The organism is Streptomyces sp. NPDC059534, assembly GCF_042743475.1.
Lineage (GTDB): Bacteria > Actinomycetota > Actinomycetes > Streptomycetales > Streptomycetaceae > Streptomyces.
This window is the reverse complement of record NZ_JBHWAQ010000009.1, coordinates 35,681-48,582: the sequence shown is the minus strand read 5'-3', so window position 1 is coordinate 48,582 and position 12,902 is coordinate 35,681. Positions and strand designations below refer to the sequence as shown.

Sequence of the window (12,902 nt, the reverse complement as noted above, 5' to 3'; positions counted from 1 at the left end):
GCAAGCGCCATGCCCTATGTCCCTTTTGTGTGACGGTGCGCCGTCAGTCCTCCGTTCCGGCGTCCTCGTCCGCGAGCCGCACGTACTCGGGCAGCCGCAGCCGGGCCTCGGCGCCCGCGCCCTCCCCGGGGCGGGTGAAGACCAGCTCGGCGCCGATCACCTCGGCCTGCCCCACGGCGATCGTCAGCCCCAGGCCGTGCCCCTTGCCCCCGCTCTCCGTACGGAACCGCTGCGGCCCCGACTCCAGCAGATAGCCGGGATAACCGGGGCCGTGGTCCCGCACGGACACCACGGGACCGTCCACCGTCACCACCACCGGAGGCGCCCCGTGCCGGTGCGCGTTGGCGACCAGGTTGCCGAGCACCCGCTCAAGCCGCCGCCGGTCCGTCTCCACCGTGGCGTCCCGGAGCACCCGCACCTCCGTCTCCGTGCCCGAGGCCCGCACCACCCGCTCGGCGAGCGGCCCCAGCTCGTGCACCGCCAGGTCCACGGTCTCGTTGCGCGCGTCGAGCCGCGAGATCTCCAGCAGGTCCTCGGTGAGACCGCGCATCGCCCGCACCCGGTCCCGCACCAGCTCCGACGGCCGCCCCTCCGGCAGCAGCTCGGCCGCCGCCGAGAGCCCGGTCAGCGGAGTGCGCAGCTCGTGCGCCACGTCCGCCGTGAACCGCTGCTCGCTCTGCAGCTTGCGCTGGAGCGACGAGGCCATCGTGTCGAGCGCCCCGGACACCGTGGCCACCTCGTCCTGCGGACGCGAGGGGTCCTTCGTACGGGGGTCGTCGACGCGCGCGTCCAGGTCGCCGGCGCTGATCCGGCGCGCCACCTGCGCGGTCAGGTGCAGTCGCCGCGTGACCCGGGTGACGGCGAAGGCGCCCACGAGCAGGGTCGCGCCGATCGCCAGCACGGAGGAGCCGACGATCGACCGGTCGAGCGCCTCGATCGTCTCGGCGCTCTGCGTGTAGTCGACCCGCACCGCCAGGGCGTGGCCGTCCGCCGGGCCCGCCGCCCACATCGTCGGCCGCCCCCGGTCGTCGGCGACCGTCGTGCCGCGCTCCCCGCGGGCGGCGAGCGCCCGCAGCGACGCCGGAAGCCCGGGCGGGTCGACCCCGGCGAACCGGGGCAGCGGCTCGCCCGCCTCGTAGAGCCCGCTCACCTCGGCGAGACGGGCCAGTGCCTTCTCCCGCGAGTCGTCCACCGTCTGGGACGTCACCGACACATGGACGAGCACGCCGAGCAGCGCGGCGAGCGCGCAGCACATCACGGCGATGAAGACCGCGGCCTTCCAGGTGAGCGTCGCGGTCCAGGCGGGCAGCCGGGGCGGCCTCACCGGGCGGGCTCGGCGGGCACGGGAACGGGTTCCGCCGGGACGGGATCGGCCGGTGCGGACCCCGGCTCGGCGGGGGTGGGGCTCCCGGCCGGCGCCGGGGCCGTCGGGCTCGGACTGACGAGCCGCGGTACGGGCACCGCCGACGGCCCGGTACGGGAGGGGCGCACCCGGATGATCTCGTCCCGGGTCGGCAGCATGCTGTGCTGCTGGTCGTCCCACGACCAGGCGGTGCGGTACTCGTACCCGGGGATTCCGGCCGACGCGACCCGTATGACCAGGTCCCGCCCGGCCAGCTCCACGTTGATGACCTGGTCGACGGTGGACATGATCCGCGTCAGTCCGCCGTTCTCGGCCAGATAGACCCGCACCCCGACCTGCTGCTCCGGCATCCGGATCCCCACGATCAGCTCGTCACGGCCGTTGCCGGTGAGATCGCGGTAGTAGGGCTGCATGACCGGACAGGCCGCGGGCGCGGTGGTGCACTTCTCGATCGCCCGGGCCGTCTCCTCGTACAGTCCGTCCTCGCCCGAGTACGTGTCCGGCTTCGCCCGCACCTCGGCCTGGACCACCGCCACCGGGTCCACCGACCGCACGTCGTTGTCGGCCACCTCCACCCCCGGCACCCGCTCCGTGTCGGACTCGCCGTAGTCCACCGGCGGGTTCGTCGCGGGCGCGAGGTCCGGCCACAGCCGCACCGGCCCCACGGCCGCGGGGGTCGGACCGGCGCTCTTCGGCCCGCCCTCCCCGGCCCCGCACCCGGCGAGCACGAGGGCGCACAGCACGCCGCCGGCGATCTGTACTCCGCGCGGTCTCACGGTGCTCCTCGATGGGTCGGGTCTCCTCCGTAGACCTTAATGCGGGAGGAAGTCCTTTTTGTCTCTCCATCGGATGATAGGCGCGACCGGCGCGGGCGAGGACCACCGGCCCTGGTGGGGACCACCGGCCCTGGCGGGGCCGTGGTCCGCTCTCAGAACGTCCCGCGCTCCATCCGGGCCAGCGCCGCGCGGCACAAGGTCAGGAGCTTCTCGTCGAGGTGGATGTCGTGGCTGCCGGAGGCGCCCTCACGGGCGTTGTGACGGCGGCGGCGGGTGAGCTCGGTGAGGATCACGAGCTGGGCCTCCGAGGCCGCGGGGCCCATCTCGGCCAGGCACTCGGCGATGTCCAGGCGGGCGTGCCGGTTCTCCTCCCAGGCCGAGAGCAGCACCGGGAGGGTCGCCACGGTCTCGCCGGACACCCGCCACAGGGCCGCGGCGGTACGCACCCGGACCCACAGGTCGCGCGAGGCCAGGCCGGGCCGGAGCGCGGCGGCGGTCGAGGCGGCCGCCGGGCCGATCTCGCCCAGAGCCAGGGCGGCGGTGCACCAGTCCGCGCCCGACGCGCCCGGCCGCAGCCACCGCTCCAACGCCGCCAGCGCCTCCCCGGTGTCCCCCTCGGCCGCCCACAGCGCGCGGGCCGCCGCCGTGGCGACCGCGGCCGAATCGGCGGCCAGGAGTCTTCGCAGCTCCGGCACCGCCTCCCGGGCGGCCGGGCCGAACGCCGCCAGGGTCCGCAGAGCCGCCTCCCGCACCCAGTCGCGCCGGTTCGCGGGGGCGCCGCGCAGCACCCGCAGCACCTCGGGCAGGGCCTGGCTGCCCCGTACGGCAGCCAGGGCGTACAGCAGCGGCGCCGCCCGGTCGTGCAGCCGCTCGTCGAGCTCGACCTCCGCGAGCCGGCGCCGCAGCAGCGGGGCGAGCATCGCCGCGGAGGGCCCCAGGCCGTCCATCGCGTAGAGCAGCTCCCGCCGCACCTCGCTCTCCTCCAGGGCGCGCGCCAGCAGCGGGACCGCCCGGGTGTCCCCGGCGCGGGCCAGCGCGAGCAGCGCCCCGTCGCGCCCGGACCGGCCGACGAAGGCGTACCCGCTGCCGTGCCCGGGCGCGGGCGGCCCGCCGGGGCCGCTCAGGGGGCCGGCCGGGCCGCCGACGGGGCCTACCGGAGGACCACCGACGGGGCCGGCCGGACCGCCGGGGCCGCTTTCGGGGCCTACCGGGCCGCCGATGGAGCCCACCGGACCGCCGACAGGGCCTACCGGACCGCCGACCGAGCCGGCCGGGCCGCCGGGGGAGCCCGCCGGGCCCGTCGTCAGCCGGGCCACGAGCGCGTCGGCGGCCGGGCCGCCCAGCTCGAAGAGGCGCTCCAGGAACGAGGTGGCGGCTTCCCTGAGCCGGGGCTCGGGGTCGTTGAGCTGGGCGCCGACGAGCCGGACGACCTCCTCGTACCGCCCGCGCCACAGCCGTATCAACCCCCCGCACAGCCAGATCGCGTCCGAACGCTGTCCCCAGTCGGGGCTGCGCAGCTGCGCGACGATCAGCGCGATCCGGTCGTCGACGCGGTCGTCGAGGGCGGTGTGGAGGGTCCGGAGCAGCTCCTCGGTCCAGGGCGCCGGCCGCCCGGCCGCGTGCTCCTCCAGCAGTTCGCGGACCTGTCCGATCAGCGTCGGCGCGGCGGACCGGTGGGCGTCGGCGTCGGTGCCCGCCCGGTGCGCCGCCGTTCGGATCTCCTCCAGGAGCTCCGTCACCCACGGCACGACGTCGTCCGGGATCTCGCCCGGCGCGCAGCGCGCCCGCTGGGCGAGCGCCGAGAGCCGGAGCCCCGGGTCCTGGGCGGCGCGGGCGAGCCAGCCGAGCCAGTCGACGGTCTCGGCGCGCAGCGACGCGTGGCGCAGCGCGATCCGCCCGACGGCCGCCACGAGGGCGAGCCGCACCTCGGTGTCCCGCTCGACGGTCAGCCGCTCCCGCAGCAGCGTCAGCGCCCGGCTGGGCTCGGGGTGGAGCGAGGCGAGCGCGCACGGCGCGGCCAGCCGCACCTCGGGGTCCGGGTCGGAGACGAGCCCGAGGAAGACGTCGGACCCGGCGGCGATGGCGGCGGCGGCCATCGCGTAATTGGCGGCGGGAATGAACTCCTCGTCGTCCGGGGCGAGTTCGTCCAGTGCGTCGAGTTCGTCGTCGTCGTCGAGCTCGATGCCGCCGATGCTGGTGAGCAGCTCGACGATGCAGCCCCGGTCCTGGACCGCGGGATCGGCGACGAGTTCGAGGAGGAAGGGGATGCAGGCGAGCGTCGAGTCATAGACGTCGCCCTGGTGGTGCACGGCCCCGTACATGCCGTCGAGGGCGGTCTCCCGCTCCGCGGGGTCGGCGGAGGCGAGTCCGCGGAGCAGCTCCGGCACATCGTCCGCGGGGCCGTACGCGTGGCCCAGCGAGGCCCAGTCGACCTCCTCGATCCCCGTCAGCATTGCCAGGCCGCCTTCCCCGTGAGCGCTGTACCAGGCAGCAAGTGTGCACCACAGGGCGGACAACAACGCCGAACCGGCGACACCGGCCCCGCGCGGGGCCTCGGTTGCGGCCTCTTTGCGCCATATACGGTACGGAGCAAGGCAGTTGCTCTCGGTGTATGCCTCCTGTGAGCCCGCGCGCGGCCGCTCGGCCCACCCGGCCCCCCGTCCGGACCCAGCCTCCTACCCCTCCGCCCGGACCCGGACGAACGACGCGTTCCCGTGCCGCCCCGCGATCCGCCGCAGCTCGACGGGGAGCGGCGGGTCCACCGGCCGCACCGGCCCGTGCTCCGGGTCCTCGGCGAGCGGTCCCGCGCGGTCGCCCGCCAGCGCGCCGACCTCCTGCGACTGCGCCGGCGTGAGCCGGGGCGAGGTGGGCACGGTCCGCCCGTCCGGGAGCCGTACGAGCAGGGCGCGGGGCCGGTCCACCGGTCCGACCAGGCCGACGAGCAGGCCGTCGCTCGTGTCGGCGTGCCGGATCTTCCGCCAGGCCCAGGTGGAGCCGCCCCGGTAGGCCGAACCGAGCCTCTTGGCGACGATCCCCTCGACCCCCGCGTCCCGCAGGTCCCGGAACCAGCCCCGGGCGGTCTCCTCGTCCCGCGTCGCCAGGACGCGCTCCAGGGGAGGGCCGACCTGCGCCAGCGCCGCGCCGAGCAGCTCCCACCGGTCGCGCAGCGGCAGGCTCCGCACGTCACGGCCGGGGACGGCGAGCAGGTCGAAGGCGATGTACGAGACCGACACCCCGGCCCGCACCCGGTCCGCGTGCGAGCGGAGCAGGTCGGCGAAGCTCAGCCGCCCCTCCCGGTACGCGCACAGCTCGCCGTCGAGCACGATCCCGGCCGGCAGCCGTTCGCCCAGGTGCGCGGCGATCTCCGGGAACTCGGGCGCGAGGTCCCTGCGGGACCGGGACTGGAGCACCACCCGCCGCCCGCCGAGCACGAACGCCAGGGCCCGGAACCCGTCCAGTTTGAGCGAGTACTGCAGCTCCCGCGGCGGCTCCCCCTGCCCCGGGATCTCGTCCGCCGCCCGCGGCCGCATGACCTCGACGGGCGGCACGAGCACCACGGAGTCCGCGCCCCCGGGACCCGGCCCCGCGCTGCCGGCACCCGCGCCGCCGCCACCGCCGGTCCCGCCCCGCTTCACGATCTCCCCCCGTTCACGGCACGTCTCCCGCCCGTTCGGGCGCGAAAAGAGGCGCCAGAAGCTCCCCGTACCGCTCCAGACGTGGCGCGATGTCGTCCATGAGGAGGACGAGCCGGCCGGGGTCCGCGCCGGGCCCGGCGCAGTGCTCCACCTCCTCCCAGGTGACGGGCGCCGAGGCGGTGGGGAGGGCCCGGGCCCGCAGGGTGTAGGGGGTGGCGGTGGTCTTGGCGGCGGCGTTCTGGCTGTGGTCGACGAAGACCTTCCCGGGCCGCAGGGCCCGGGCCATCCGGTGCACGGCCAGCTCCGGCAGCGCGGCCTCCGCTTCGACCGCGAGCTGCTTCGCGTACGCCGAGACGCGCGCGGACGGTGTCGGCGTCACCGGCACGAGCAGGTGGAGCCCCTTGGCGCCGGAGGTCTTGGCGAAGGCGTCGAGGCCGTCCGCCGCGAGCCGCTCGCGCAGGTGCAGCGCGACCCGGCAGCACTCGACGACGGTCGCGGGCGGCCCCGGGTCCAGGTCGATCACGAGCCGGTCGGCGACGGCGGGGGAGGGCGCCCGCCACTGCGGCGTGTGGAACTCCACGACCAGGTTCGCCGCCCACATCAGCGACGCCAGGTCCTGGACGACCACCTGCCGGGCCCGGGGGTCCTCCGAGCGGGGCACGGGGGTGGTCGTCACCCAGGAGGGTGTGCCGGGCGGCGGATTCTTCGTGAAGAAGAGCTGCCCCTCCGGGCCGTCCGGATAGCGCAGGAAGGAGACCGGCCGGTCGCGCAGATGCGGCAGGATCGCGGCCCCGGCGGTCGCGTAGTAGTGGAGGACCTCGCCCTTGGTGGTGCCCGTGACCGGGTGGAGCACCTTGTGCAGGTTGCTCAGCGTCAGCCTGCGCCCCTCCACCTCTGTGATGGGCGTCATACGATGAGAATCCCATGATTCCGGATTCTTCGGCTCGAAAGGCAGGAACCGTGCGATCCATCTGGAACGGTGCCATTTCCTTCGGGCTGGTCAGCATCCCGATCAAGCTGGTGAACGCCACCGAGAGCCGGTCCGTCTCCTTCCGCCAGGTCCACCTCGAGGACGGCGGCCGTGTCCGCTACAAGAAGGTGTGCGAGTTGGACGGCGAGGAGGTCTCCCAGGCGGAGATCGGCAAGGCGTACGAGGACGCCGACGGGACCATGATCCCCATCACCGACGAGGATCTGGCCTCGCTGCCGCTCCCCACCGCGAAGACGATCGAGATCGTGGCGTTCGTGCCGACCGGGGAGATCGACCCCCTCCAGATGGACGCCGCGTACTACCTCTCCGCGAACGGCGTACCGGCGGCGAAGCCGTACACCCTGCTCCGCGAGGCGCTCAAGCGCAGCGACAGGGTGGCGGTCGCGAAGTACGCCCTGCGGGGGCGGGAACGGCTCGGCATGCTGCGGGTCGTGGACGACGTGATCGCCATGCACGGACTGCTCTGGCCGGACGAGATCCGGGCCCCCGAGGGCGTGGCCCCGGAGTCCCCGGTCACCGTGCGGGACGCCGAACTCGACCTGGCGGACGCCCTGATGGCCACGCTCGGCGAGGTCGACATCAGCACCCTCCACGACGACTACCGCACCGCCGTGGAGGAGATGATCGCCGCGAAGGCGGAGGGCGGCGAGGGCGTTCCGGCCCCCTCCTCGGAGGAGGAGGGCGGCGGGCGGGTCATCGACCTCATGGCCGCACTGGAGAGCAGTGTGCGCGCGGCGAGGGAGGCCCGCGGGGAGCGGGCCGACACGGAGGACGCCGACTCGGCGAGGGTCGCCGAGGTCACCCCGCTCAAGCCCCGCGGCGGCCGCACCACCCGCACCACCCGCGCCGTCGGTACGCCGAAGACCACGGACGCCAAGAAGTCCACCTCCCGCACGGCGGCGAAGAAGACGGCGGTCCCCGCCCGCAAGTCGACGTCGGCGTCGGCAGCGGAGTCGACGTCCGGCGCCCAGGCGAAGAAGTCGACCGCCAGGTCGACCGCCAAGACCACGGCCAAGACGACCGCCAAGGCGCCGGCCAAGAAGGCCCGGACCAAGGCCCCGGCCACGTCGCAGGCCGACAACCCGGCCAAGACCCCGGCCAAGACGGCGGACAAGACCCCGGCCAAGTCCCAGGCCAAGAAGGCGACCCCCCGCAGACGTTCGGCCTGACGGTTCCCGCCCCGTCCCGCCCCGGCCCCTCCCCCTAGGCATCCCGCCCGATCGCGAGCCCCCCGGATCACACCGCTCCGGGGGGCTTTTCGCTGCCCGAAGACGGGCACGAGGGCGCCGAACTCGTCGGATAGCGAACAGACTTCACTGTCCTTCGGACAACACATGGTCAAATTCTTGTTGCAGACCTGTCAAACAGGCGGCTTCGCTGGCACGCTCACTCGCGCACACCCCCCCACAACCCCCACGCTTTTCAGCGAAGGAGCCCGCGTGACCCGCCAGCAGTCCTCGCACCGCCGTACCGCCGTCACCACCGCCCTGCTCGCATCGGCCGCCATGGTCGTCGTCGGAGTCCAGACCGGCTCCGCCAGCGCCGATGTCCAGCGGGAGGCCGGCGCGTCCGCCGTCGCGCTCTCCGGCAACCAGCGCGCCGCCGCCGTCCAGGACGCCCAGGCCGGAGCCTCCGCCACCGCCAAGGCCATCGGCCTGTCCGGCAAGGAGGCGCTCGTCGTCCGCGACGTCGTCAAGGACGCCGACGGCACCGTCCACACGCGCTACGAGCGCACCTACGAGGGCCTGCCGGTCCTCGGCGGCGACCTGGTCGTCCACCAGAAGAAGACGGGCGCCCGCTCGACCACCAAGGCGACCGGGGCCCCCATATCCGTGGCGAGCACCGCCGCCGCGGTCCCGTCCGCCGCCGCGAAGAAGGCCGCGCTCGCCTCCGCCGCCAACGCCTCGGAGTCCGCCTCCACCGCCCGCAAGGTGATCTGGGCGGCGACCGGCAAGCCGGTCCTGGCCTGGGAGACGACCGTCACCGGCGTCCAGCAGGACGGCACGCCGAGCCGCCGGCAGGTCGTCACCGACGCCACCACCGGCAAGGAGCTCTTCTCCTACGAGACGATCGAGACCGGCGTCGGCAACACCATGTACGCCGGCCAGGTCACCCTCGGCACCTCGCCCTCGTACACCCTCACCGACGCCACCCGCGGCGGCCACAAGACGTACGACCTCAACGGCGGCACGTCCGGCACCGGCACCCTCTTCACGAACTCGACCGACACCTGGGGCAACGGGCTCGCCTCCGACCGCGGCACCGCCGCGGCCGACGCCCACTACGGTGCCGCCGTCACCTGGGACTTCTACAAGAACGAGCTCGGCCGCTCCGGCATCCGCGGCGACGGCGTCGCCGCCTACTCCCGCGTCCACTACGGCAACGCCTACGTGAACGCCTTCTGGGACGACGCCTGCTTCTGCATGACGTACGGCGACGGCATCGGCAACACCCACCCGCTCACGTCCCTCGACGTGGCCGGCCACGAGATGTCCCACGGCCTGACCTCCTCCACCGCCAACCTCCGCTACAGCGGCGAGTCCGGCGGCCTGAACGAGGCCACCTCCGACATCCTCGGCACCTCGGTCGAGTTCTTCGCGGGCAACGCCACGGACATCGGCGACTACCTCATCGGCGAGAAGATCGACATCAACGGCAACGGCACGCCGCTCCGTTACATGGACCAGCCCAGCAAGGACGGCAAGTCCGCCGACTACTGGTCGAAGTCGGTCGGCCGCCTCAACGTCCACTACTCCTCGGGCCCGGCCAACCACTTCTTCTACCTGCTCTCCGAGGGCAGCGGCTCGAAGACGATCAACGGCGTCACCTACAACTCGCCGACCTCCAACGGCTCCACGGTCACCGGCATCGGCCGCACCGCCGCGTACAAGATCTGGTACAAGGCCCTGTCCACCTACATGACCTCCACCACCGGCTACTCGGGCGCCCGCACGGCCACCCTGAACGCCGCGAAGGACCTGTACGGCACCGGCAGCGCCCAGTACAACGCGGTCGCCTCCGCCTGGACCGCGATCAACGTCAAGTAACCCCGCACGCAGGCCACGGGCCGCCCGGCACACCCACGCCGGGCGGCCCCGCCGTGTTTCCCCGGCGGGTCCGGCTCAGTAGTACTCGGCGACGTACCCGTACGCCTTCTCGAAGACGTCGTTGTCGCGGATCCGGTACTTGACGTACAGCGTCCTGCGCAGCGCCTGGCGGACCTCCTTGTCGCCCCCGTGGGTCTGCTGCCAGCCCTCGAACCGGACGGCGCGGACGACCATGTCGATGTCCGCGACGATCCGTTCCACGATGACCGGCGTGCCGTCCGACCTCAACGCCTCGAACAACTCGGTGAGCGCGGCCTTCCCCTGCTCCTCGCGGGGCACCTCCGCGGCCTCCTTCTCGGCCCGCAGGGTGTCCTTGGCCAGGTCGAGAAGGGCACGCAGGAAGTCGAGGCTGGACTGCTGCCCGTCCTGGTACCTCGCCCGCAGATCGTCGAGCCGCCGCCCGAGCGCCACGAACCGGGGGTTCGTCAGATGCCGGGCGAGACGAGCCGTGATCTGCCTCTCGACGTCCTCGGACGTGACACCCTCCGCGGTACCGGACATCAGGTCCCCGACGACGTCCGGGCCGAGGACGATCGTCTCCAGGTCGCCGCGGGGGACCTCGACCTCGACGTGCTCGTTGATCAGCTCGACCGTACGGGCCCCCAGCGCGTGCCAGACGAGCCGGCCCGTGATGTCGGCCGGCCGGATCGACTCGTACACCTCGGTCAGCCACCGGTAGTCGCCCCGGAACTCCGCCAGGGCCGGCGAGGGACCGAGCGCCTCCCACAGCTGCGAGACGACGGAGTACGCGGCGCCGAAGGCGTCCTTCGTCCCGTCGTCCGGGAGGGCGGCCTGCGCCTGGATCAGCCCTTCGTAACCGGCGACCGTACGGTCCACCCCGGGGAAGAACGCGAGCGCGTCCGCCATCGCCCGCGGCAGCCGGCCGGCCAGCGTGTCGATGTTCGTGATCGTCGCCATCACGCTCGTCTCGTCGAACGCCAGCGCCCTGGCCACGTCGTCGAACACGCCCAGGTAGTCCACGACCAGGCCGTGGGTCTTGTGCGGGGGGTACGTGCGGTTGGTGCGGGTGATCGCCTGGAGGAGCGTGTGCTCCTTGAGGGGCTTGTCGAGGTACTGCGCGTACAGGACGGGCGCGTCGAAGCCGGTCAGGAGCTTGGCCGTGACGATGATGATCTTGAGCGGGTCCGCCGGGTCGTTGAAGCGGGCCAGGATCCTCTCCTGCTGCGCGGCATCCGGGCTCCACCGCCCCCACTCGGTGGGATCCCCCTGGGCCCTCGACATCACGACGGTCGACGCCTCGGCCGGCAGGTACCGGTCGAGCTCCTCCTTGTAGGCCACGCAGGTCGGCTTGTCGTAGACCACGACCTGCGCCTTGAACCCCTGCGGCTCCACCCTCCGCTTGAAGTGCTCGGCGATGTCCGCGGCGATCCTCTCGATCCGGCGGGGCGCCTTGATCAGCGCCTCGATCGAGGCGGCCCTCCTGGAGAGCGTGATCCTGTCCGGCTCCCGCAGCTCGAACTCCTCCGCCAGCTGCTCGAAGGCGGTGTCTATCGCCTCCGCGTCGACGTGGATCTCCGACAGTCGGGGCTCGAAGTGGAGCGGCAGGGTCGCGCCGTCGTGGATCGAGTCGTCCATCGCGTACCGCGACAGGTAGCCCCCCTCGTCCTCGGCCGAGCCGAACCACTTGAAGGTGTTGCGGTCACGGCGGTTGATCGGCGTACCGGTGAGGCCGAACAGGAACGCGTGGGGGATCGCGGCCCGCATCCGCGCGCCGTAGTCGCCCTCCTGGCTGCGATGCGCCTCGTCGACCATCGCGATGATGTTCTCCCGCGCGTCGAGCACCCCCGGGGCCTCGCCGAACTTGTGGATCGTCGTGATGACGACCTTGCGCGCCCCGGCCCTGAGCAGCTCCCGGAGCTCGTCGCGGCTGTCGGTGGAGACCAGGCCGGGCACGTCCGCTGCGCCGAACGTGCCGGTGATCTGGGTGTCCAGGTCGATCCGGTCCACGACGATCAGGATCGTCGGGTTCGCCAGCGCGGTTATGGCGCGCAGCTTCAGCGCGGTGAACACCATGAGCAGGGACTTGCCGGACCCCTGGAAATGCCAGACGAGGCCCTGCTTGACGCGCCCGTGCAGGACGCGCTCGATGATCAGGCCGGCCGCCTGGACCTGCTGGAAGCGGGCGATGATCTTGATCTTGCGGTGCTTCTTGTCCGTCGCGAACAAGGTGAAGAAACGCAGGAACTCCAGTACCGCCGACGGCGTGAGGACGCCCTCGACCGCCTCCCGGACGGCGGCGAGACCGGGCGTGTGCGGGGCCCGCTCGCCGGACCGCTCCTCGCGCCACGGCCCCCACTTCCCGAGGGGCATGCCGACCGTTCCGTAACGCAGGTCCTTGCCGTCGGTGGCGAAGGAGAACACGTTCGGCACGAAGAACGGCGGCACGGACGTCTCGTAGTCCTCGTGCACCTGCGCGGCGCCGTCGATCCACGTGACGGCCGGCCGCGTCGGGGTCTTGGCCTCACCCACCACGAGGGGGAAGCCGTTGCACCACAGCACCAGGTCGAGACGCCTCTCCACCCTGCCCTGGACCACGGTGACCTCGGTGGAGACGGTCCACCGGTTCGCCGAGGCGTCGTCGGGGCGGTCGAAGTCGACGAGCCGCACCGTCGTGTGCTCGCCGTCCGGTCCGAACGGCATCGACCTCCGGCCCAGCAGCCACGCGGCGAACTCCTCGTTCGCCACCACCGGATGCGGCGAGGTGCGCGCCGACAGCAGGATGGCGCGCAGCCGGTGCAGCACCTCGTCCGCCTTGTCCAGGTCGGCGCCGATCTCCGGGTTCAGACGGACCAGCGCCTCCCTGACCTCCGACTCGAGCAGCACCTCCGACTCCGTCCGGGGCAGTTCCCTGCCCGGTACGAACCGCACACCGCGGGCGCGGACGAGATCCCGCACGAAGTCACGGACCGTGATGTCCTCGGTGAACTGGGACATGGATCAACCCCCGATGATCATGGTGAAACCGGGACACGGATCAGCCCCGGAAGAGTCCGGCGAAGCGGGACACGG

8 protein-coding genes are annotated in these 12,902 nt (G+C 73.1%); 2 read left to right on the top strand and 6 right to left on the bottom strand.

Going from position 1 to position 12,902, the window contains the following annotated elements; translation table 11 throughout:
- Positions 1–43: 43 nt before the first annotated feature.
- The 5 genes from ACFVZH_RS13635 to ligD form a co-directional block, all read right to left on the bottom strand.
- A complete protein-coding gene (locus ACFVZH_RS13635; protein WP_384896489.1) occupies positions 44–1,324 on the bottom strand; it encodes an ATP-binding protein in 1,281 nt (426 codons plus the stop codon).
- A complete protein-coding gene (locus ACFVZH_RS13630; RefSeq protein WP_384896487.1) occupies positions 1,321–2,139 on the bottom strand; it encodes a hypothetical protein in 819 nt (272 codons plus the stop codon). Before ACFVZH_RS13630 ends, ACFVZH_RS13635 begins: the two co-directional genes overlap by 4 nt.
- A 152-nt stretch (positions 2,140–2,291) precedes the next feature.
- Positions 2,292–4,592 (bottom strand): PBS lyase, encoded by a 2,301-nt coding sequence (locus ACFVZH_RS13625; protein ID WP_384896485.1) that lies wholly within the window; start codon positions 4,590–4,592, stop codon positions 2,292–2,294.
- Positions 4,593–4,814: 222 nt separating this feature from the next.
- A complete protein-coding gene (locus ACFVZH_RS13620) occupies positions 4,815–5,774 on the bottom strand; it encodes a DNA ligase (protein ID WP_384896482.1) in 960 nt (319 codons plus the stop codon).
- Positions 5,775–5,787: 13 nt separating this feature from the next.
- Positions 5,788–6,684: a non-homologous end-joining DNA ligase gene (gene ligD / locus ACFVZH_RS13615; RefSeq protein ID WP_384896479.1), complete on the bottom strand. Its 897-nt coding sequence runs from the start codon at positions 6,682–6,684 to the stop codon at positions 5,788–5,790.
- Between the two features lie 50 nt (positions 6,685–6,734).
- Between ligD and ACFVZH_RS13610 the strand changes: the two genes are divergently transcribed.
- A complete protein-coding gene (locus ACFVZH_RS13610) occupies positions 6,735–7,934 on the top strand; it encodes a Ku protein (protein ID WP_384896477.1) in 1,200 nt (399 codons plus the stop codon).
- A gap of 270 nt (positions 7,935–8,204) precedes the next feature.
- Entirely contained in the window at positions 8,205–9,812 is a 1,608-nt protein-coding gene (locus ACFVZH_RS13605; RefSeq protein WP_384896473.1) for a M4 family metallopeptidase, read from the top strand.
- 75 nt (positions 9,813–9,887) lie between these two features.
- On the opposite strand, the gene ACFVZH_RS13600 is transcribed toward ACFVZH_RS13605, so the two are convergent.
- Positions 9,888–12,827 carry a type I restriction endonuclease subunit R gene (locus ACFVZH_RS13600; protein ID WP_384896470.1) on the bottom strand — a complete coding sequence of 980 codons (2,940 nt, stop codon included), beginning with the start codon at positions 12,825–12,827 and terminating at the stop codon, positions 9,888–9,890.
- Positions 12,828–12,902: the final 75 nt, after the last annotated feature.

Coding starts and splice junctions, on each gene's coding strand:
- ACFVZH_RS13600 (WP_384896470.1), bottom strand. CDS start 12,827: ATGTCCCAGTTCACCGAGGACATCACGGTCCGTGACTTCGTGCGGGAT.
- ACFVZH_RS13625 (WP_384896485.1), bottom strand. CDS start 4,592: ATGCTGACGGGGATCGAGGAGGTCGACTGGGCCTCGCTGGGCCACGCG.
- ligD (WP_384896479.1), bottom strand. CDS start 6,684: ATGACGCCCATCACAGAGGTGGAGGGGCGCAGGCTGACGCTGAGCAAC.